Here is a 20318-nt window from a genome sequence, read left to right as displayed (position 1 = left end):
CGTCCGGCCTCCCTTATATAATCACGTTGATATCTCCGAACTCATGCCACAGGTAGCCATATGCGATTGCTTCTTGATAGGCATCGTACAGCAGGCCGGGCTCGATGAATGCGGACAGCATCTCCAGATGGCTGGCTTCCGGCTCATGAAATCCGCTGATCAGCCCATCCACCACCCGAAGCGGCGTCGACGCCTCGATCATCAAATTCGTCCATCCGGACCCGGCAGCCGGCTCTCCATCCCGGCCTGCCGCGGATTCCAGCGCTCTAACGACCGTCGTGCCCGCCGCAACCACTCGGCCTCCTTCCTTCTTCGTCCGAATGATCGCGTCCGCCGTTTCCTTGGGTACCTCGTATTGCTCGAAATTGTTTCGCGGATCGGGATGTCCCCCTTCCTCGGGGATATAACTGAGCCCGGTATGCAATTGCACGTAAGCGATCCGGACCCCTTGGCGCTTCAGCTTGAAGAGCAGCTCCCAGCTGAACGCCCGTCCCGCGGACGGCATCTCGACCGAACCCGGAGCCGAAGCATAGACGGTCTGATAGTAATCCAGCTCCCACGGGTGCGAGATATATTCATAACGAATAGGTTCGGCATAGGCATACAGGTAGTCGGTCAACCGCGCTCCCTGCAGCGAGAATGCTATAGTGACCAAAGGCTGCGACGATGTCTCCGTTACCTCCGCCGTCACCTCGGCGGACAACAGCGGCTTGAAAGCAAAGCTGTCGCCCGGGAGGGGACGAAACTCTGTCGAAACGACGAGCGCCTGCCAGCTGCAATCATCCCTTCGACGGGCAAGCCGCACCTCGGTCCCCTCGCCAAGCACGACCCCGCCTCTTCGCCATTCGCCATGCAGCACGGCCGGGATCGTTCGACTCGCGTTCAATACGAGCAAATCCCCTTCCTTCATATGTTCATCCAGGCGATAAAATGAAGAATGCGATACGAACCCCGTCCGCCTGTTCAATACGAGCATTTTCACGTGATCGCGCCTTATTCCTCTTCGTTCAGGCGGCGCCGTCGCGTTCAGCTCCTCCGGCACATGAAACGAAGCCATTCTAGTCCGCTCGCTCATCGTCTTCCCCTCCTGTCGGCCATTCGAAACGCTGCGCCTGCAGACGCCGGCCATGAACGGCAGCGGATGCGTCGGAAGCCAAGTAGAGGAACACGTCCGTCACTTCGCTCGGATCCGCAAGCGCATAATCGCAATCCGGCACGGCCAAGGCATGCATAGCAGTATCCATTTCACCCGGATCGACCATATTGACGCGGATAGCCGTCTCCTGCACCTCATCCGCCCATGTTTCCGTCAGTCCTTCCAAAGCAAACTTGGAAATGCCGTAGGCTCCCCATCCCGCATATCCCGTCTGCCCCGCCTCGGAAGTCACATTGATGATCGATCCGCTTCCCCTCACGAGCATATTGGCGATCACGCGGCGAGTTACCAAGAACGGGCCGACCGCATTCACGCGCAGGACTTCGGCAAAGTCCTCCTCCGGATAGTCGAGCAGCAGAGGCATCGGACTCGGGCCAAGTATCGACGCATTGTTGACCAGCACATCGATTCCGCCGTATGCGGCCTCCGCCGCTGCTACGAATCGTTCGACGTCGCGGGATACGGACATATCCCCAGCGACCGCCAGCACCTCCGCTCCCAGCGCAGCCAATTCCTGCCGAACCTGAAGCAGCGACGTTTCTCCTCGCGCCGATATCGCAAGCTTAGCCCCGCTCCGTGCGAATTCAAGCGCGAGCGCCTTTCCTAACCCTCTTGAAGCACCCGTAATCATCACTGTTTTTCCTTGTAAGCCGAACATGGAACCCCTCCTCCGATTTGCGACGAACTTGCTTGGGTTCGTCATCCATGTTTTAATCATAGAGGTTCGCTGTGATTTCAGCGTCGGCACCAGGACTGAGCATCGGGCAGCAATTAGCTCCTTCTATGGATGAGCGTATTTACGACTTTAGGATGAGATTGTAGAATAAAACGAAGACGATGACGGATACGGAAACTTATAAAAGCTATGAACGAAGCATTTTAAACAGTTATGAACGAACAATTTTTTTGAATGAGGGGAATTTATGAACCGTAACGATTTTGTGCCGATTATCCTTGGCAGCGACGAGAACGCCTATGGCAACGTCAGACTTATCCATGAAACCTACCAGGTCAGACCGCTTCTGCTCTGCACGCGGCTGTTGATCCCGACCATGCATAGCAATTTGTTCGACCTCATCCGCATTGACGGCTTCGACCAAGAAGACGTCTTTCCCGGCGCGCTGCTGTCGATCTTGGAGAAGCACGCCGCACCGAACAAGAAGCTGATCGTCATTCCTTGCTCGGATTACTATGCCGGGATGCTGTCGCGTCACTATGACAAGTTCAAGGGACTGATCGCCAATCATTTCATATCGGGCGCGCTGCTCGATACGCTCGATACGAAGGACAAGTTCTACGAGCTGTGCGAACGTTTCGGCTTGGACTACCCGAAGACGGTCGTTTGCGGGCCGCATGAGCGCGAAGGCGCGTTGGAACGGATGGATTTTCAGTTCCCGATCGTCGTGAAGCCGGAGAACAGCAACGCCTATGAATACCTGCATTGCCACTTCGAAGGCAAGAAGAAGGTGTTCTTCTTCGACAACCGCGAAGATTATTTGACCATGGTCCGGAACATGAACACATCCGATTACAACGGCAAATTGATTCTGCAAGAGTTCATTCCCGGCGGCGACAGCGCGATGCGCGTCATCAACAGTTACTCCGACGACAACGGACAAGTGAAGATGATGTGTCTCGGCCAGCCCGTGCTCGAAGAGTACGCGCCGAAGACGCTCGGCAACTACGCCGCCATCATCAGCCGCTCCGACATGGACATCTACGAGAAGGTCAAAGCGTTCCTGGAGAAAATCGGGTATGTCGGATTTTCCAACATCGACATGAAGTTCGACTGCAGGACGGGCAAATACATGATGTTCGAAATCAATCCGCGGCTGGGAAGAAGCAGCTTGTTCGTCCGGGCCGCCGGGTTGAACATGCTCGAGGCGCTCATCAATCAGGTCGTATACGGCAAAGACGACGATGTCGTATACAGCAAAGCGACTGCGCTGTGGACGAATGTGCCCCGAACGGTATTGAAGCGCTATGTCACCGATCCTGCGCTGTCGGCCGAGATCAACCGGCTGTACGGCCAGAAGAAAGTCATCCGCTCGCTCTGGTACAACAAGGATCTGAACCTGAAGCGAATGCTGAGCGTGACTCGGTATGCCTACGGCCATATCAAGAATTACCGGCGCTATTACTTCGATAAAGGACAAGCTTCGTTTGCGGAGCTGCAAGAGTTGGGCGAATAAGAGACGCGTGCCGTTAGACGGACTCCAAGCTCGCGCGCTCTCGCCGGCTTGACGACTAAACGACGACGGGCCAGAGCGGTTGTTACCGCTCTGGCCCGTCGTTTTGCTATTCGTCCGCGATGATTCATTGCTGATGATGCTTCGTAATCGGCTCTGCACGGCGCTCACCGGTCATCGCTTAACCGTTCAAACTCTGTGATCTGCAGCCCTGGCGCAGCCTGCCGTTCGCGCATCTCGGTGAAGCCGAGCTTGCGGTACAGCCGCTTCGCCGGCAGGTTGGCCGAGCCGGTCGCCACGAGAAACGCCCGTCCTTCATTGGCGGCCAGGAGATCGCGCGCCAGCGCCTCCCCGATCCCTTGGCGAAAATAAGCCGGATTCACGACCAGACGGTGAATATCAACGATACCTCCGTCCGTCTTCCAAGCGATCGCCCCCGCCAGCTCGCCGTCCTCGCTAAACCAGCCTTTGAAGGTCTCGCCGCAATCTCTCAGCGTTGCCGCCGTGTCATGCAGGCCCGGTATACCGTCAAAACCGATTAGCTCCGCCTCTACTCGGTAAGCGGCATGCTGAACTTCGAGCAGCCGTTGCAGGAGCTCCGAATCATCGAGCGAAATTAGCCGTATCAGCGGATCCACTTCCTTCCGTTCATGCTAAGCCATTCAAGCGAATACGGACACCCGGATGCTTCTCTCAAGCGGCGATTCGTCCGAGACATTCCGGTCCAGCGCCAGCTTTTCCTTCAACGGCGACGTCCGGTTGCACATGAACCTGACATTGCCGCTGTGATTCTGGGAGGCGGCATGAATGAGGAACGGATGGCACAGGATCACGTCTCCCGCTTCTCCGGTCGTCTCCACCACCCGAAGCTGCGTCCCGTCCTCGTCGGCATAAGCGCTGTCCATGAAGGCGGCGTTCCGTTCTTCCGCGGTCTGCGGCTCGCCGGTCCGTCCCGCCAGCTTCGCGAAATACGGATGCTCGGAGAAGAATCCGCGGATGCCGTCGCCCAGCTCCATGCCTTCCGGATTCTTAGCCAAGTAACGGGCAACCGGCCGGTGCGAGCCTTCGACGACGAGCGTCCCGCCGCCTCGCGGACCGATGTCCGAGAAGAGGCACAAGCACAGCAGTCCTTGCTCCGGCGAATCAACGAAATGCTTGAAGTGAATGCCGTCCCAATGCCAGCCGGTCGTCGGCACAGCCCAAGGGTCGTCGCGGCCTACGAAGAAATTGATCGGCCACCAGCCCCAGCCCGGCAGCCGGTCGGGATCGGTCTCGCCGGCGACGAAACGATGGATCGTCCGGTCCGCGCCAGTCAAATCCTCAATGGCATCGGCGAAACTCGCGGAGTTGCAGGCGTCGAAAGCGGGATGGCGATAATTTTCCCGAAAATTGATCATCGGCTCGCGCCAGGTCGACGGATCCTCGCGCAAGACGCCGGCTTTCTCCGCAAGTCTGTCCCAGAGGAAGGATTGCGCCTCAAGGGCATGCTCTCGCGAGAACGCGCCTTTGATCTGAACGTACCCCTTAACGATGAATTCTTCGATCTGTTCCGTTGTCAGCACGCGCAGGCTCATGCTTCTGTCAGCTCCTTTTTCCCATATGCGATGAACATCGCTTCCTAATTTGGATATGTATACAATACCGCAAACGGGAATAGCTGTATAGTGAAAACGCTTTATTATCAAGGTTCAAAAACAGAAACAAGCCACACGAATAGGCGACTTGCCTCTGTTTCATGAATGGTTTCGCTTCTGCAAGATAGCCTCGACTGCTTCCACCTTGGACTCGATACTCTCCCAACGGTTCATGCAATGATTCATAATCATGTCCAAATCATTTTCATTCTGCGTCTCTTCCGTGTTGCGATAGAGAATATTCATGATCCAGTTGGTTAGATTCCGAAGATGATGGCGATAGGCATAGAACCGCAGCAAGTCCGGATTCAGCGTCACGGGTTGACCGATATGCTGCTCGTACGCGGACCAGAACACCTCGAACTCCTTGCCTATATAGCCCACTAGATCCAGTTCCGGCGGCGCCAACATCGCGGATTCCCAATCCAGCACATGCAGCTCGTTGTCATGAAGAATCAAATTCCCTCCCCAGAGATCGCCGTGGCAAAGGACGTTGTCTCTCGTATCGGCCAGCGCTGCGCCGCGAAGGCTTCGCACCAGGTCCAGCAGGGCCAAGATTCGCTCTTTCCGGGGCAAAACCCGCTCGCGCAGAGCCTGCCTGATTGGATGGTTGAAGGTCAACGTATCTTCGAGCACCGACATGCACTTCTCCAAGTCGGAGGCAAAGGAAATATCATAGTTCTCTGTCATAAGCGATGGCTTAGCTATAAGTGGGGGATTGCAATGAATTGCAGCCACGGTCACGGCAATATGTTCAACAATATCCTCCGAGAACGGGTAGGCCTCCGCTAATGTTTCCCCTTCGATGAAGTTAAAGACGACGACCGTGAACCCATTGAACGCAGTTATAAATTCGCCATGCCGATTGCGGAGCGGATAGGTGAGATTTTGAAAAAGTCCTTGATCATGCAGCTGCCAAGTGAATGGCAAATAGTGTTGAAGCCGCGCCATGCTGCTTGCTTGTCTCTCGTTCCGATGGTCGAACAGCTTCAGATAGTACCGTTCCCCGTTCGTGCAGCTCGCTTCATACGAGTATGCCGAATCGCCCATCGGAATAAAGCGGACGGCTTCGATTTCCAAGCCATATTCGCTGTTAAGGTGCATCGCAAGCGCGTGATCTTCGATCGGATAGTTGACTTTCATGCCGTTCACTCCTAATCTTGAGCTGTCGTTAGGAACCCGACCAAAGTAAGGAAGTATAGCCGGACAGTAGATTATCCCGCCTCTCACTTATATTAAAGGGATTTATACATAAAGGTCACCACTTCAGAGTCAATTCTCGAATTCCCTTCAGCATCCTTATACGCCCAACTGATCGTAAAGTCGCCATGGCCCCAATCGGCATAACCCAGTTTTTCATAAAGTCGTTTTGCATCCGGGTTGTCGCTGCTGCCGACTTCCATGCCGATACGGATACAACCATGCTCTTTGGCCAGCCGCTCTGCTTCATGTATGATTGCTGTCGCGACCCCTTTGCGCCGGTATGCTTCAATCGTCAGTCCGCCTTCAAGGAAGGCGCTGTTCGTTACGTCGACACGGGAAGAAACTCTGGTATCCTGAGGTCCGCTCCATCTGACGAGAAATCCGCCGACTGGAGTCCCGCGGTGCCAAGCAATCAAATATACGCCTTCGCCCTTGCGTTGGACCTCGTATCTTCGATGTTGGGGAAAGGTAAAGTTCTCAGGGGAGAAGATACGATGCACGAATTCGATTTGCTGGGCTTCTGCTGGTTGTATATCAATTTCAAATGGTTTTACCGGATCCCTCATAAGTTATTCCCCCGCCCATTTTAATAACTGAATTCAGTTCCGATGGCAGATTGCTGATCCCAATTCCACCAATCTACGGCGCCTACGAAAGGCGAATTCACCCTATGATCATCCTTCAGCTTCAGTAATTCCTTCGTTGGACCGGTCAGCACAGCGCCATAGATCTGAACCCCGTTCTCTTTCAAGTAGGCATACCTCTGTTCCAGCGTGACCGCTTTTACTTCAGGCTCGTGATTAACGGCAGCGAGTAATATATTCGTCCATTTGGGATGCGCGATCAAATATTGCAGCTCGTTCATATATGCTGTGGCTCTACGCTCGCCTTCCCCGTTCACGGCGATCGTGAAACTTCCGCTATCATCGTCTCCATAATTCAAAGCATCCGGCGCATAGCCGAATACCAATCCATTTCCGAGTAGCTGATGCCGCGCAGACAAACCCTTCTCGATGCCCGTATCGATGGCGAGCCACGTTGTATCCACGTCATAGTTCTTGATGAGCGCAAAATATTCGTCATGCGTCATAGGGCGGTCCAATGAAATCGCTAGTTGGGCGACGGTTCCTTCCGGCAATTTCTGCAGCGTCTTCCAGCCATTCGGATTCAAGGCTGTTTGGGCCCCGTTCGTGTCATCTCCGACGGGATAATGAAAGTTAAACGGCGTACTGTGCCGGCCATCGTTCCAATTAAATTTCCCGGTCAGCTTCGAGAAAACAAAGTTATCTTGAAAGGTGCCCACGGTACGCGCTTCACGTCCGACTCGTTCGTTCAGCTTAAACTGAAAGGTCCATGAGAAGAACTTGTTCTGGCCGGAAGAACTTGAAGCCGTAACGCCGGGCTTATTGAACTGAATCACATCCGCCGTGATCCGTAATGCCGCCTGGGTATTGGGTTCGAACCATCGCGTAACGAAGAGCGAATTCGAATACATATAACCGATTAGAATAAGTGCAAGCATGACGAGCGTCGAGAACGAGATCAGGATAACGAAGAGTCTGCTCCGCCGTCTTCCTTTCTTCAAGATACGTGTCTGCACCTCTTCCGGCAAGAAGGTCTGAGCATGCTGCTCCCGGGGTTTGAACTGCTTGAACAGCTGCCGATCCCACTCCTCGTCGTTATGTTCATTGCTCATGATCCTCACTCCTCCAATTGACGCGTAGTTTCTGCCTTCCCCGATAGATCGCGCTTTTCACGTCCGCAAGCGAAATATCCAGCACTTCTGCTATCTCCTCATAACTCAATTGATGCGCGTAAAACATCAGCAAGGCATGCCTTTGCTTCCACGGAAATTGGGAAATGACCTGCTCGAACGTTTCCCATAATTCCTTATGCAAGACGTGATCTTCCGGATCTTGCCTCTCTTCCGATGTTTCGGCGTATGCATCACGAAGGACAGTTAGCCCTACTCGTTTGCGTTTACGGTACCAGTCTATGAAGGCATGATAAGCGACCTTGAATAGCCAAGGCCGCACTACCCCGTCCTTCTTCACATCCAAATAGCGGAAAGCACGAATGAACGTGTCTTGCGTCAAATCTTCCGCAGCCCCGATATCCCCGGTCAATCTGTGCAAATACCGGTAGATATCGTTCATATGCATACGGTAAACGTCTTCTATCTTGACGCTCACAACTGCGATCACCCCGCTTTTCCTTGCTGCCTACAACCTTACCACGATCTGGCAACGATAAATGTTACAGTCCATGAAATAATAATTGCTAATCCATAATAATTAGTGAATCCAAGCTTCAAGACCAGCCAGCACTATACGACCGGAGCCGTCTTGAAATCGCAAACTAAAAACGGACAACCGGGTGCGCAATGGCACTCGCTTGTCCGTTGTATTGCTGCCTGCGCGACCTGCTCGGACCGCGCTTCAATCAGTGAACAGGGAAATGATAAAAGGAAAGAACGGGCATATACGTCAAGCTATCCAGCGGGAAATACGCGGCCGGATTTCTTTCATAGGCGCCATTCACATAGAGCTGTCCCTGCAGCGGACGGCCGGGCTTGATATGGATGGTGTCTTTGCCGGAGATATACCATTCCAGCACGTCTACGTTACCGTCCTCATCTTCCAACGTGAATACGGACTGACTTGGGCCTGTGTGCAGCAAATATCCTCCCACGTCACCGAACTCCAGTTCCACCGTCGTCCCTCCCGCGGCATCGCTGCTTAATCGGGCATTGCTGATGATCGGGGCACGGTAATGAAGGTTTTGTCCGTAAACCGTTGCCAACGCCGCTCGCGCCATACGTTCCCCGATCAACAAATTGCCTGCAGGGCTATTATGGATTTCGTCGGAAAGCGGGCAATCGATTGCCGGAACGACGGTTACATGATCCATCATTAGCGCAGCCGTCCGCTGCTGTTCTCTTAGCGTACCCCAAGAGCGATCGGCTTCGGCGTCGTTCATGGCCGGGGAAGCCGTATGACGATTTAACTGAACCGTAATGAATGGGAGACCGGCGTCTTGCAAATCGCGTCGCCACTCGCTTACCATGGCACCGAACCGCTCCCCGTAAGTATGGCATTCTTCTGGATTACAATCGCTGCAGCCTTGATACCACAGCACGCCTTTCACGGTTCCGCCCACCGATTGCACGATGTTTACCATATTGCGATACAGCGTGCCCTCTTCTTGCGGATTCCACGACCGAAGAGGCGAGCCGCCTAATGCGGTTTGCACGAGTCCGACCGGATAGCCTGTCTTCCGTTTGATCATACGCGCAAAAGCTAGAAATGGAGAATGACCCGGGTTGCCTCCCTCGCGGTTCTCGATATGTATCGTATTCGTAGACTCATTGAAGGGGTGCGTCGCCAAATCCCAGTTTCCGTTGTTCCGCAGCAAGTGAATCCCCATTTCGGGAGGATCGTTAACCGGTCCTTTACCGTAGCCTGCGGCATTGCTCTGTCCGGCGATCACCCATAAATCCCCGACTCCGACATGGTGAATCATATCTCCGCGCATGGCCCATTCGAGCCCGACTACGCTTCTTTCCCCTTCCGGTTCTGCATTCGCAATCTGTAGACAGGTTTCAATACGGTACAAGCCGCCTGCTGGCACATGATCTAACCGAATAGTCCAAGCTTGCCCTTCTCCCATCTCGGCAGCTACCCATGCGACAATCATCTCGGCCGAGTCCTCCCTGACAACCCGGGCGTATACTTGCGGCGACTTGCAAGCCTCGTTCGCGGACCAGATACCCGACATCGCTATGGATGCCGTTCCGTTCACTTGCTGGATAATCCCCCAAGACTGCGGACCTTGCTTAATCATAACTCCGATTTGCTCATTCCCCATTTATCGCACCTCATCCTCTACGGTATCCATTCCCTTATCAGACAACTATCCTATTCGAGAGCCGGAACAAAGATTCACAGCACAATGCCGCTGCCTTCACCTCGATGACTTGAATGCCATCACCGTCAATCCGAATGAAGCTTCCTGCCTCTTCTTCGTTACGTTCGACGATCGGCGACGTGTATACAGAAGCCACAGCCAACGTTAGCGCCTTTTGAATAGCTTATTATTGAGTCCCTTAATTCTAAACCAGAAAAGTCCAGCGGAAGACGGTGTATGTTACTGGAAAACCGATTACAAGTTGTGTTCTTTTACTAGTTAAAAACAGCCCAAGGTATGGTACCGTAACGAGTAATTCATATAACTCTCACTTGTTTTTGAAGCAAACGGAGTATATTTACATGCAGCTCATTGTTGATGTTACTTAATTTTGATACGATACGTATTGTATCCATATTAAGGAAACGGGGCGTGTGTGTGAAGAAGAAAATCATTCTTTCGTTTGTAGTAATTATGTTGTTGTTGACCGGGGTTGTTAGCGCAACAAGCTTGTACGGCAAGTATAAAGGTTATGACATCGTAAGAGTTAAAGTAGATGGGAAAGAAGTCAAGTCAACATCAGGGGTTCCTGCCATATCTTTTAATGGCAACACGATGGTTCCTGTTTCCATGCTTGCAAAAGCAGGAGTTGGAGTAAACTGGGATGCAAATAATCGTACAGTCGAAATCACTTCTCCAACAAAATCCGCCCCCTCTTCCGGAGCGAATGACCAGCAGTTGTTTTCGAGTGTTGTGAAATATGGGATTAACTCAATAGGCATAAAATATGACGGGAAATCCAGTTCAGTTACTATGAATTATAACGGAGTACCTTCAACATTAAGCGATGACAATCTCACGAATATTGCTGCTGCAGGTTATCATTTACCCACCAAACTACTTATAATAAATTTCACAAGCGGTGAATACTATGCGTTCTTTACATCAGACATCAATGAGTGGGTAGACGGGAAAATAACGGGCAAACAATTAATGGACAGAGTTGCATCGTATATCATCACCTCGACTACAACCTCAATATCTAATAACAATAACGCTAACTCTTCAACAAATACTTCAACAAATACTACTAAGACTTTTCCTCTGCTGTATTCCAACGATGGTAAGGTTTATCTCGGCAAGCTTTCAACTAACAAGTACGACTCGGATTCGATTTTCAATACATACGGAACATACGGCAGTAAATATTCCACTACAAGCATTTGGAATGAATACGGAACGTATGGCGGATCTTACTCATCGGATAGTGCTTTTAATAAGTTCACTTCGACCCCTCCTGAAATCGTTTATCAAAATAAAATTCTCGGCTACGTAACCACAAATTCAACCATTTCAAATGGCATATCACCTAATAGTCTATATGATTGGTTAGCTAATCAGGGATTCTAAAATATCATTCCTCCCCTACCCCTAAGGGCGTAGCGTTGAGAGCGATGTGGAGTATATCGGAGAGATTCCGGTAACCGCGATCGCTCATTTTGCGTTTGGCCTCGTTCAACTTCGACCTCGGCGATCGTCTTAAGTGCAGTCATTTCCATGCCTTGTTTCGCAGCCAGACCAATCAGACACCGAAGAAGTATTGGAACCAATGCCGGATCCAGAAGACTCAGCATGATCTGCTTCGAAGCAACGATTCTATCACGGACATTGTGGAACGAACGACTACTCTTCGATGCATGGTATTCACTAAATCTTTTCATCGGTCGACGGGCATGACGCCGACAGCTTATCGCCGGCAAAGCCGGCTTTATTAAAGAATCGGCAGCTTAAAGTTTCACCACGAGAGTCGTCTACCCGCGCGTCCGCGCGCTTCCTTCCCGAATTTCCGAGGAGAATGCCGGCCACCAGCTCAACTTTCCCGATTTTGACTCGACTCGGATTCGCTTGGGACTCGGCTGTTTAAAGATCCATATAGTGCCGACCTACGCAAGACTTCCAAACTGCTTGAAAGGAGAGATCGTTATGCCATTGCCTATTTATTATGTTTCGATATCCGCCAAGACCATTCAGGAGGAGGCGCCGGAGACCGATCATCTCGCCATTCAGGCGGACGAACGGCAGCTGGTCATACTCAAGCGCAAGCTCGAACGGGAGGAACACAACGACGAAATAACGTCGGGCCGGGCAATCATCCCATTCAAGTCAGCGGAGAAAGATCCTGCGACGGAAGAGTTCAGTGACGACTTGCTGGATCTGTACGCTTATATTTACGAGCTTGGGACGCCGGAGACGAAGGCGCATATCGAATCGCTACGCCTGCTTCCTAAGCTGACGAACCAGAATACGAATCTGCCCGGGTACCAATCCTAGCGGATTACGCGAAGAAAGGGCCAATGCCGCCATGGCATTGGCCCTTTCTCCATTATTCTTTCCTCCACAGACCAGCAGAACAACGAGCAAATCCACAGTTTGAATAGAAAGCTTCATGCTTTTTATCGTGCGTTAAGGTTACGATCTCGATTCCAGAGTGTTCTGCTTCTTCAAGTAAACGCGTTACTAAAGCTTTGCCTATCCCTTTTCGTTGATGTTGAGGATGTATAATGATGTCTTCCATATACCCATGTTGCAGTCCCATTCCTGCAATATAGCCGAATGCAATCAGCTCATTTTTGTCATCTCTGAGACCAGCCCAAAAATTGCAACGTTCAAATAAAATTGGATAATCCGAATGCCTTCCATCCCAACCAACGAGCTCCCTTAGTGTTGGAACTTCTTTCGGTTCAATAGGTAAATTAATGACGATTTCCAGAACCAACTGAACATCTCTCCTTTAAACCTACTGGTATCTCTCTATTCATGACCTATTGACTTGATTCTTTGCCCTCCAAAGGCTTCGCCGCTTGTGACAGCAGCCCTGCGACGGTTACAGCGACTAGCACGACGATCAGGGCACGCAGCAGACTGACCGAGTCGCCGATAATCCCGAGCAGCGGCGGGCCGACAAGAAAGGCAAGGTAACCGGCCGTCGATACCGCGCTTACCCTTGCCGCAACGCCGCGCGGATCGTCTCCCGCCGCGGACAGCCCAACCGGAAAGCCGAATGCCGCCCCAAGTCCCCAAAGCACGATTCCGCTTGCAGCAATCCCATAACTATGCCCGAATATCACGATTAACAGTCCTGCAATCGCAAACAGCGCGGATGCCCGCAATACGACGACTCTGCCGAATCGGTCGAGCAGCTTGCCGCCGGCTGCACGGCCTATCGTCATGGCGGCTACGAATAAGCCAAAAGCGAATGAGCCCAAGGCCGGCGTAACCTTGTAGCCGTCCACCATAACGAGCGGCAGCCAGTCGTTTGCCGAGCCTTCCGCAAAAGCCATGCCGAGCACGATAATCCCGATCAGGATGGTACGCCGCTCTTTCCATATCGCCATACGTTCGCTTGCGCGCATTGGCGGTTCAGCCGATTCGCCGCCAGTTTCCTTCCCGGTGCCTGCGGGTACGAGGCGGTAGGCATATAGAATGGAAAGCAAGATGACCGCCACGGCAAGCGCCATATGAACAGGGACCGGGATACCGAGCTTAATCGCAGCCGATCCGGCCATTGCGCCAAGCAGCGTACCTACGCTAAACGCGGCATGGAACCCGGTTAAGAGCGACTTTCGGGCAGCCCGCTCAACGGCGGTTCCCTCCACGTTCATGGCCACGTCGCATATTCCGTTTCCGAAGCCGAAGACGGCTAGTCCCAGAAACACCACAATGCCATTCGTCAGCCACGATCCCCCTAAACCTACGATCACAAGTCCAATCGAACTGATAACTAATCCGGCAATCATAACAAAGCGCCCGCCTTTATGCGCGATAAGATGACTCGAAAGGGTCAGACCGATGATCGAGCCTATGGCCAGTCCAAAAATAATCCAGCCCATCTGTGACGTCGTAGCGCCCAGATCATCCCGTATGGTCGGCGTACGCGAAACCCAGGAGGCAATAGCAAAGCCTGGCAAAGCAAATATGAAATAAATAGCCATGCGCCATAATTGAATTTGGCGTCCGTTTAATAAGGGTAAGTTCATGCCCGTCCTCCTCATCTAGTTGCGCTTCAATCTGCAGCCAGCATCTTCCGAATTGTCAATTGATGCAGTCCGTGAACATAATCCTCCTCCCAATTTCGAACAACAAGATCCGGGAGATTCTCCTGCGGAACTAGCGATGCGCTTGCGGTCCGAACGTGCGCCAGATCAAGGTCGGTTAGTTCCGAACTGCAGAAAACAACCTGATGCGGATTAATCGTCGCGGTCAACGAGACAACGAGACGGCTTATGGCTTCCATTAGCTTCGATCGGCCCTCATCGCCGTTCGTTTCAGCCGAAGCATCCTGAATCAGTTGAACGAAGTTCCGCGTACCGGACAACGGCATATAAGAAACTTCCCCTGAGAAGAAGGTTCTGCCTCTCACGACCTGTCCATTTACGATAATACCGGCGCCCGGTCCGTTCTTGCCTAAGTACAAGTACACAAGAGAGAGCGAATCATCGTTGCCAAGATGGTCGTAATAACCGATCACGGTGGCATTCATGTCATTCTCGACCTGCACGCTTAGAGGAAACCGTTCCTCATAATAAGCTTTGAAGTTAAAATCCTTAAACCGCTCGTAGCCGGGAATGTGGAAAGCGTGGCCGTTATTGACCGCAGCAGGAATCCCCAGCGTAAGAACGCGCAAAGCGGGGTATCGTGCCAGGAATGTCCCGATTTGTTCGGACAAGAGCTCCGGACCGGCCGCCAACACAGGCGGATGCGTTTCGCGCAGGATGACATCTCCCTCGTAGTTTAAGAGCGAATAGACGGAGACTTCCTTCTCCAGATATACGGCTAGTCCCGCCATATAGTCGGGGTTTAACTTATATTTACTCGGCCGCCTGCCTCCGTTTGATGTACCGAGCCCAGTCAGCAGCACCTCGCCGGCAGCATTCAATTCATCCAGCGCTTTACTGATCGTAGGAAAGCTGATGCCCGTGCGCTGTGCAAGTTCGGCTTTGGTGGATTCCGCATGATAGTAGAGCGTCGAACGAATGAGTTGCTGGATCATGCCGCTCATCATTTTCGGATTCATAAAAGGCTGCTTCATCGTACTCACCTCCGACTTATTAAGCATCTTTAATAAGTCAACATTTTAGCACAGAATATGCCGCTGCACAATCGAGCCGGTTCGTTCCTTGTAGCCACAGTTTAGAAATGAATAATTCTCCTATTCAGGTGGGAAGTTACATTCAAACTAACCTTGGGAGGTATCCGATGTATAGGAAGCTTCTTGCATGTTCTATCCTGTGTCTTTCTCTTATGAGCTGGTCCATTCAAACTACATATGCAGCAGTCCCCACGCTCATATCTGACCATTGGTCAGTCAGCCTCGACGCGCCGGATTCCGATAACCCTAACATGTCTACGCCTGTACCTAACAAAGTAAACATGTATAGCCTTAAACTCAAGAATACCGGCGGGCAGGCTTATCATGTTCGCGTACAAGCGTTCAGGGATGAACCAGGCTCTCACACGCAAATGCAACTAGCCGTAAACGGCATCGTCGCGCCGGTCTGGGAAAGCGGAAGAGAATTAACGGTACATCACAACCTTCCGGTTCTTGCGAAAGCAAACGACATCGAAGTTGTCGTCTATTGGGAAACTGCCGAGGATCAAGATAAAATCGTCCACGGCAAGAAGGCGGCTCGCACTTGGAAGCAATCCTTTCACTTTAAACAAAAAGCCCTTCGACGTTGAAGGGCTTTTGCTTGTTATTGAGGCATGGCGGCTCAAGTTTTAATGGATGCTTAATCGATCCAAATCACCAACAGCAGAGCAGTAATAAGCATTTTTTTGTTCATCATATAGCCGCCCTTCTCTCCGTAATGTCTTTGGCGCGCCATCAAGCGCAGCACGAGATGTTCCGATTATGACTGTATGCTTCCTATTTTCCTGTCAGGGTCTTTACCCTTTGACCGCAGAACCTACCGTTAGCTTTTCGCGCAATAAACCCCAATTGCTCAGAGGATTATTCTTTCACTTCCCATTGACGATTCCATACAATTTCCCACAAATGTCCATCAGGATCTTGAAAGTAACCCGAATATCCGCCCCAAAATGTACTGTGGGCTGGAACTGTGATTGTCGCGCCAGCTTTCTTAGCTTGTTCCATTACTAAATCAACTTCTTCTATGGTTCCAACATTATGACCTATCGTGAATTCTGTAGGACTTGTCATGGTTTGAATAAGATTGGTATCAAACGCAATGTCTTTTCGTTTCCAAATCGCCATTCTTAAGCCTTCCTGTAAATCAAAGAACGCCACGGTACCATGTTCAAATTCTGTACCAACGATCCCTTCCGTTGGAAACCCAAGTCCCTCTTGATAAAACTTTAATGCCCTTTCTACATCATCGACACCCAAAGTTAATACAGTAATTCTTGGTTTCATGAGCACACCTCCGGCCATTTATAATTAAAATTTGCCCGTACCTTCATAGGTTTACCGGTAGAAAAACAGATGTTTTAATATGATCCGAACCATCTATTGATATGCTTTTCTTTGGTCAACCCTAAATATTTATACCGTATCGTTACTTCTTGCAAAGGCTCTTGGTCGAATCGAACGGCGATCCCGTAATAGAGTGGCCTCTTCTGATCCGACTTCGCTTTATTCTCGATGATCGTCCCCATCTCTGGTTCGGATAATTGAGGACGGATGGATTCAGCATGCACATCCATAAATTTAGTCGACGGGTCTGTCTCATCCCCCATGAATTGAACTTGGTAACTACACCTATGATAGCCATTGCGCTAACTAATGCAGCGAGCAGTGATTTCGTCTTCAGTCGTTTCAACAGCAACGCTCCTTTGCTGTACTTCTCGTTTCCCGTTAGCGCGAATCGCTAAGCCCGATGTCATGCATAAGCAACGCTATAAAACCATTTCCTTTCGGCTCCATAGCCCAATATGTTTTATCGTTCATGGTTATTCCTTGACACCCTGTTGCACGTACCACCGCTTTGGAAACCTTCTGAGATTCGAGAGTAAACGTTAGTTCGTATTGAACGCCATTATCATTAGGGCAATTGATTGGCCCTTGGGGAAATAAAGGAAGACTTAATATCTTGTCGTACAGAGTCTCAACTACTTCTTTGTCAGCTACGCTTTTTTCAAAATGCACAGCAGATTGATGTAAGGGGTCTAAACGTTCCACAACAACTTTGTCAGGTTGAATCAGTTTGTCAGGCTGCGTATTCGTTGATGATTGTTTGCATGAAGTCAATACGATTACTATGCAACATGCTAGAACTCCCTTTAAGAATTGATTCAACTCTCATCTTCCCTTCCTCTTTAATTACTTATTTGACGGTATGAATGCTTGGTTTGTTTCATTAACGAAAAGGAACAGCTGCCAGCGGCAAACTGTTCCTTGGTACGATCAACTAACATTCCTCTTTAGCTCATGGGAATCATTCAATATGACGAGACTTAATCTTCGATCGCCTGATAGACCATGGTCCAGAAATCATGGATCAGATGCGCTGAATCCGAGGTGGACATTCCGACTTGGGTGAGCAGGACCCCGGTAAGCTGTTTGTCCGGGTCGGCATACGCCGAGGTTCCGGTTCCGCCGTCCCAGCCGAACTGACCGATGGAAGCGTAGTCGCCGCGATAGGTGCGGACCGCCATCCCGAAGCCCCAGCCGCCGTGCTGTCCTTGACCATGCGACAAATGGACGTTGTTTTTGGCTAAGTCTTCCCGGAACGATTGCTGCTCCGGTGTAAGCCGGTTGGTGGTCATTAATTGAACGGCGGGCCGAGAAAGGATCCGCTCGGTTCCGTGCATCCCTTGATTCAGCAGCATCTGCAAGAAAGCATGATAGTCATCGACGGTCGAGAGCAGTCCGCCGCCGCCTGCTTGAAACGCCGGGGGCTCCGTGTAGCGTCCGCCTTCGGCCTCATCCCACGCGATGAACGTTCCGGTCTGCGGATCGGGGATGTAGGCGGGCGGCAATCGGTCAATCTTGCCCGCCGGCACGTGGAAGCCGGTATCCTTCATCCCCAGCGGATCAAGAATTCGCTCGCGCAGGAACGTCTCGAAGGTTTGACCCGTGACTCTGGAAACGAGCACGCCCAGCACTTCATTGCTGACGTGGTACTGCCAACGCTCTCCAGGCTGGTAGCACAGCGGGAGCGTGCCTAGGCGGCGGATCCACTCATCGGGCTCGGGCAGCGCCTGCCCTGGCGTATCGAATAACCCGTTCTCGAAGATCGCATTTTGGATCGGGGAGCCCATCAACGTGATATCCACGCCTAGTCCGAACGTAGAAGTCAGTAAATCCCGAACGGTGATCGGACGTCGCGCCGGCACGGTTTCGTCCAGCGGGCCGTCGGGCCGCTTCAGCACTTGCCGGTTGGCGAGCTCGGGCAGCCATGTATCTACCGCGTCGTCCAGATGGAGCTTGCACTCGTCGAGCAGGACCATCACCGGCGCGGCCCCGACCATCTTGGAAGTGGACGCCATCCGGAAGATCGTGTCCCGGCGCATCGGAGAGCCGCCATCATGGCGCATCGTGCCGATCGCTTCGACATGCGTCTCGCCATTCCGGCTGACAAGGGCGACGAGCCCGGGAATCTTCCCGGACTCGACATGCCGGGAGAGCACGTCGCGCATTCTGCGCAGTCCTGTTTCGGAGAAGCCGCCGTTCTTTTGTTCCATCGTCTGTGTCATTTCGTTTCCCTCGCTTTGTTATCGTAGTAGGCCAATAATTAACAAGCTCCGTTAAATGACTGTGACATTTGACAGGTTAGCATCCATGCCTTTGAGCATTGCAAAGGTCAGTTTATCCATCGTTGCGCCGTCAAAGCAGATGGTCTTGATCATGCGGTAGTACTTTTTAGTTAACGTAAATCCCGGCTGGAAAGAAACGTTCTTTAATATAGCGCCTTTGAACGAAACGTCGGTTAATTCGGCTTTCTCGAACTTGACGCCGATGAACGTTTGTCCGTCGAAACGCTTCCCGCTCAGATCGGAGCTCTTGAAGTCGACGCCATCGAATAAACAGTCTTCAAAAATCGTTTTTCTAAGATCGGTCATCGTTAACGAGACGTCGGTCAATCTGACTCCCGTGAATTTGGCTCCTTCAAGCCGCGAGCTGCCGATACTGGTTCGAACAAGAATCGTCTTATTGAAGCTTGCGTTCGTCAGATCAAGGGCGGTCAGTCTGCAGTCCGTCAGATTCGCGCCGTCAAAATTAGCTGCGCGCACATCGCTGCCCTTGAACGTACTGCCGGTCAAGTTCGCGCCTGAGAAATCGGAACGGGAGAGCGCGCTGCCTTTAAACTGTCCTTTGTGAGCCGTAACGCCTGCAAAGTCGCCTTTCGTCAGATCGCTTCCGTTAAAGTTTGTCAATGCGTTACGTTCCTGCGAGCGGGAGCTCATTGTCGATTTCGGATTCATTACAATCACATCTCCTTAGAATTGGTTTCTTGCCTGATTTGAGATCGCGTCCTCATTCATACCGACCGACGGTATGTTTAACTGTAAAAATAAAGCTGCCTGGTTGGCAGTTTACTTTTCTACGCTGGCTTCTCGAGCCGACATACGGAACAATTCCTCGTATCGTTGAAACATTTGCTCATCGAACAGGTCCAGCCCCAAGCCTTTCAATAGTTCATCGAAAACCTTTACCTTATTCAGCATCTTCTCGGGCGAAGCCGGAATCACTGCCGGGTTCAACCACAGATTCGTGAGAATCAACAGCACCTCGCTGAGTTCCCTTGGATACTCGGTTCGGATCGAGCCGTCTCGCATCCCTTGTTCGATGATGGGCTGAATATAGACCGGAATGGCCTTTTCGAGCATATGCTCGATCTGGGCTGCCAGCAGCTTCGGATTGCGTAAGAGGTTCGGCGCCGCAGCTGCCATTTCGTTCTGGGCAGGATTGCTGAGCGAGACGCGGGAGATCTTACGAAGCTTCTCCAGACCGTTTAGCTCCTTGTCGTCCCGGACGCCGGAGAGCATCTCGTCAACGTCCTTGAACAGATGATCGATCACCGCCTGCATGATCTCTTCCTTCGACTTGAAGTGATGGTAGATGGCCCCTTTTGTCAGCCCGCCCAGTCCGTTGATGATATCCTGAATGGAGGTCTGCTCGTAGCCTTGCTGAATAAACAGGTTAAGCGCCACGGTTAGGATTTGGTTGGTCGTCTCCTCCGGGTATTTATTCCTTGCCATTTGCTCTCT

Annotated in this window: 22 protein-coding genes; 5 read left to right on the top strand and 17 right to left on the bottom strand. The window is 51.6% G+C overall.

Annotated elements, in window-relative coordinates; all coding sequences use genetic code 11:
* Window positions 1-13: 13 nt before the first annotated feature.
* On the bottom strand, window positions 14-1075 hold the full coding sequence (locus tag GZH47_RS25630; protein ID WP_225446213.1) for an S-adenosylmethionine:tRNA ribosyltransferase-isomerase: 1062 nt from the start codon (window positions 1073-1075) through the stop codon (window positions 14-16).
* Window positions 1059-1814 (bottom strand): SDR family NAD(P)-dependent oxidoreductase, encoded by a 756-nt coding sequence (locus GZH47_RS25625; RefSeq protein WP_162643839.1) that lies wholly within the window; start codon window positions 1812-1814, stop codon window positions 1059-1061. The genes GZH47_RS25630 and GZH47_RS25625 overlap by 17 nt, the downstream gene beginning before the upstream one ends.
* A gap of 265 nt (window positions 1815-2079) precedes the next feature.
* Here GZH47_RS25625 and GZH47_RS25620 point away from each other — a divergent pair, with 265 nt between their 5' ends.
* Window positions 2080-3348, top strand: a complete 1269-nt coding sequence (locus tag GZH47_RS25620) for a carboxylate--amine ligase (protein WP_162643838.1) — start codon at window positions 2080-2082, stop codon at window positions 3346-3348.
* A gap of 164 nt (window positions 3349-3512) precedes the next feature.
* Here the strand turns inward: GZH47_RS25620 and GZH47_RS25615 are convergent, their stop codons facing one another.
* From GZH47_RS25615 to GZH47_RS25585, 7 genes are all read right to left on the bottom strand, one after another.
* Window positions 3513-3983, bottom strand: coding sequence for a GNAT family N-acetyltransferase (locus tag GZH47_RS25615; protein ID WP_225446212.1), 471 nt, complete (start codon window positions 3981-3983; stop codon window positions 3513-3515).
* Between the two features lie 24 nt (window positions 3984-4007).
* Window positions 4008-4919 (bottom strand): phytanoyl-CoA dioxygenase family protein, encoded by a 912-nt coding sequence (locus GZH47_RS25610; protein ID WP_162643837.1) that lies wholly within the window; start codon window positions 4917-4919, stop codon window positions 4008-4010.
* Window positions 4920-5078: 159 nt separating this feature from the next.
* The gene (locus GZH47_RS25605) at window positions 5079-6122 is read right to left on the bottom strand and encodes a phosphotransferase family protein (protein WP_162643836.1); all 1044 of its coding nucleotides are present in this window, start codon (window positions 6120-6122) and stop codon (window positions 5079-5081) included.
* A 92-nt stretch (window positions 6123-6214) separates the two neighbouring features.
* Window positions 6215-6748, bottom strand: a complete 534-nt coding sequence (locus tag GZH47_RS25600) for a GNAT family N-acetyltransferase (protein WP_162643835.1) — start codon at window positions 6746-6748, stop codon at window positions 6215-6217.
* Window positions 6749-6768: 20 nt separating this feature from the next.
* Entirely contained in the window at window positions 6769-7878 is a 1110-nt protein-coding gene (locus tag GZH47_RS25595) for an anti-sigma factor (protein WP_162643834.1), read from the bottom strand.
* Entirely contained in the window at window positions 7868-8374 is a 507-nt protein-coding gene (locus GZH47_RS25590) for an RNA polymerase sigma factor (protein WP_225446211.1), read from the bottom strand. The genes GZH47_RS25595 and GZH47_RS25590 overlap by 11 nt, the downstream gene beginning before the upstream one ends.
* Before the next feature lie 250 nt (window positions 8375-8624).
* Window positions 8625-10049 carry a sialate O-acetylesterase gene (locus GZH47_RS25585; protein WP_162643833.1) on the bottom strand — a complete coding sequence of 475 codons (1425 nt, stop codon included), beginning with the start codon at window positions 10047-10049 and terminating at the stop codon, window positions 8625-8627.
* A 477-nt stretch (window positions 10050-10526) separates the two neighbouring features.
* Here GZH47_RS25585 and GZH47_RS25580 point away from each other — a divergent pair, with 477 nt between their 5' ends.
* From GZH47_RS25580 to GZH47_RS25570, 3 genes are all read left to right on the top strand, one after another.
* Window positions 10527-11498 carry a stalk domain-containing protein gene (locus GZH47_RS25580; RefSeq protein WP_162643832.1) on the top strand — a complete coding sequence of 324 codons (972 nt, stop codon included), beginning with the start codon at window positions 10527-10529 and terminating at the stop codon, window positions 11496-11498.
* A gap of 89 nt (window positions 11499-11587) precedes the next feature.
* A complete protein-coding gene (locus tag GZH47_RS34695) occupies window positions 11588-11863 on the top strand; it encodes a helix-turn-helix domain-containing protein (RefSeq protein ID WP_162643831.1) in 276 nt (91 codons plus the stop codon).
* 208 nt (window positions 11864-12071) lie between these two features.
* On the top strand, window positions 12072-12419 hold the full coding sequence (locus tag GZH47_RS25570) for a hypothetical protein (RefSeq protein WP_162643830.1): 348 nt from the start codon (window positions 12072-12074) through the stop codon (window positions 12417-12419).
* Window positions 12420-12471: 52 nt separating this feature from the next.
* Here GZH47_RS25570 and GZH47_RS25565 read toward each other — a convergent pair whose 3' ends face one another.
* From GZH47_RS25565 to GZH47_RS25555, 3 genes are read right to left on the bottom strand one after another with little or no spacing between them, the layout of a single operon-like run.
* Complete coding sequence (locus GZH47_RS25565; protein WP_162643829.1) at window positions 12472-12864, bottom strand: GNAT family N-acetyltransferase; 393 nt, start codon at window positions 12862-12864, stop codon at window positions 12472-12474.
* Between the two features lie 46 nt (window positions 12865-12910).
* Window positions 12911-14125 carry an MFS transporter gene (locus tag GZH47_RS25560; protein ID WP_162643828.1) on the bottom strand — a complete coding sequence of 405 codons (1215 nt, stop codon included), beginning with the start codon at window positions 14123-14125 and terminating at the stop codon, window positions 12911-12913.
* 26 nt (window positions 14126-14151) lie between these two features.
* Window positions 14152-15177 carry an ROK family protein gene (locus tag GZH47_RS25555; protein WP_162643827.1) on the bottom strand — a complete coding sequence of 342 codons (1026 nt, stop codon included), beginning with the start codon at window positions 15175-15177 and terminating at the stop codon, window positions 14152-14154.
* 167 nt (window positions 15178-15344) lie between these two features.
* Between GZH47_RS25555 and GZH47_RS25550 the strand changes: the two genes are divergently transcribed.
* On the top strand, window positions 15345-15827 hold the full coding sequence (locus GZH47_RS25550; RefSeq protein WP_162643826.1) for a hypothetical protein: 483 nt from the start codon (window positions 15345-15347) through the stop codon (window positions 15825-15827).
* A gap of 271 nt (window positions 15828-16098) precedes the next feature.
* On the opposite strand, the gene GZH47_RS25545 is transcribed toward GZH47_RS25550, so the two are convergent.
* The 5 genes from GZH47_RS25545 to GZH47_RS25525 form a co-directional block, all read right to left on the bottom strand.
* On the bottom strand, window positions 16099-16521 hold the full coding sequence (locus tag GZH47_RS25545) for a VOC family protein (protein WP_162643825.1): 423 nt from the start codon (window positions 16519-16521) through the stop codon (window positions 16099-16101).
* Between the two features lie 441 nt (window positions 16522-16962).
* A complete protein-coding gene (locus GZH47_RS25540; protein ID WP_162643824.1) occupies window positions 16963-17403 on the bottom strand; it encodes a hypothetical protein in 441 nt (146 codons plus the stop codon).
* 158 nt (window positions 17404-17561) lie between these two features.
* Window positions 17562-18791 carry a serine hydrolase domain-containing protein gene (locus GZH47_RS25535; RefSeq protein WP_162645429.1) on the bottom strand — a complete coding sequence of 410 codons (1230 nt, stop codon included), beginning with the start codon at window positions 18789-18791 and terminating at the stop codon, window positions 17562-17564.
* A 63-nt stretch (window positions 18792-18854) separates the two neighbouring features.
* A complete protein-coding gene (locus GZH47_RS25530; protein WP_225446210.1) occupies window positions 18855-19532 on the bottom strand; it encodes a pentapeptide repeat-containing protein in 678 nt (225 codons plus the stop codon).
* 111 nt (window positions 19533-19643) lie between these two features.
* A complete protein-coding gene (locus tag GZH47_RS25525; RefSeq protein WP_162643823.1) occupies window positions 19644-20309 on the bottom strand; it encodes a TetR/AcrR family transcriptional regulator in 666 nt (221 codons plus the stop codon).
* Window positions 20310-20318 lie beyond the last annotated feature (9 nt).

This window comes from Paenibacillus rhizovicinus (assembly GCF_010365285.1).
GTDB classification, from domain to species: domain Bacteria; phylum Bacillota; class Bacilli; order Paenibacillales; family Paenibacillaceae; genus Paenibacillus_Z; species Paenibacillus_Z rhizovicinus.
Note: the sequence above shows the minus strand (reverse complement) of the source record. Positions and strands in the feature narration are given on the sequence as shown.

Coding starts and splice junctions, on each gene's coding strand:
- GZH47_RS25630 (WP_225446213.1), bottom strand. CDS start 1,075: ATGAGCGAGCGGACTAGAATGGCTTCGTTTCATGTGCCGGAGGAGCTG.
- GZH47_RS25625 (WP_162643839.1), bottom strand. CDS start 1,814: ATGTTCGGCTTACAAGGAAAAACAGTGATGATTACGGGTGCTTCAAGA.
- GZH47_RS25620 (WP_162643838.1), top strand. CDS start 2,080: ATGAACCGTAACGATTTTGTGCCGATTATCCTTGGCAGCGACGAGAAC.
- GZH47_RS25610 (WP_162643837.1), bottom strand. CDS start 4,919: ATGAGCCTGCGCGTGCTGACAACGGAACAGATCGAAGAATTCATCGTT.
- GZH47_RS25605 (WP_162643836.1), bottom strand. CDS start 6,122: ATGAAAGTCAACTATCCGATCGAAGATCACGCGCTTGCGATGCACCTT.
- GZH47_RS25600 (WP_162643835.1), bottom strand. CDS start 6,748: ATGAGGGATCCGGTAAAACCATTTGAAATTGATATACAACCAGCAGAA.
- GZH47_RS25595 (WP_162643834.1), bottom strand. CDS start 7,878: ATGAGCAATGAACATAACGACGAGGAGTGGGATCGGCAGCTGTTCAAG.
- GZH47_RS25585 (WP_162643833.1), bottom strand. CDS start 10,049: ATGGGGAATGAGCAAATCGGAGTTATGATTAAGCAAGGTCCGCAGTCT.
- GZH47_RS25570 (WP_162643830.1), top strand. CDS start 12,072: ATGCCATTGCCTATTTATTATGTTTCGATATCCGCCAAGACCATTCAG.
- GZH47_RS25560 (WP_162643828.1), bottom strand. CDS start 14,125: ATGAACTTACCCTTATTAAACGGACGCCAAATTCAATTATGGCGCATG.
- GZH47_RS25555 (WP_162643827.1), bottom strand. CDS start 15,177: ATGAAGCAGCCTTTTATGAATCCGAAAATGATGAGCGGCATGATCCAG.
- GZH47_RS25550 (WP_162643826.1), top strand. CDS start 15,345: ATGTATAGGAAGCTTCTTGCATGTTCTATCCTGTGTCTTTCTCTTATG.
- GZH47_RS25545 (WP_162643825.1), bottom strand. CDS start 16,521: ATGAAACCAAGAATTACTGTATTAACTTTGGGTGTCGATGATGTAGAA.
- GZH47_RS25535 (WP_162645429.1), bottom strand. CDS start 18,791: ATGGAACAAAAGAACGGCGGCTTCTCCGAAACAGGACTGCGCAGAATG.
- GZH47_RS25530 (WP_225446210.1), bottom strand. CDS start 19,532: ATGAATCCGAAATCGACAATGAGCTCCCGCTCGCAGGAACGTAACGCA.
- GZH47_RS25525 (WP_162643823.1), bottom strand. CDS start 20,309: ATGGCAAGGAATAAATACCCGGAGGAGACGACCAACCAAATCCTAACC.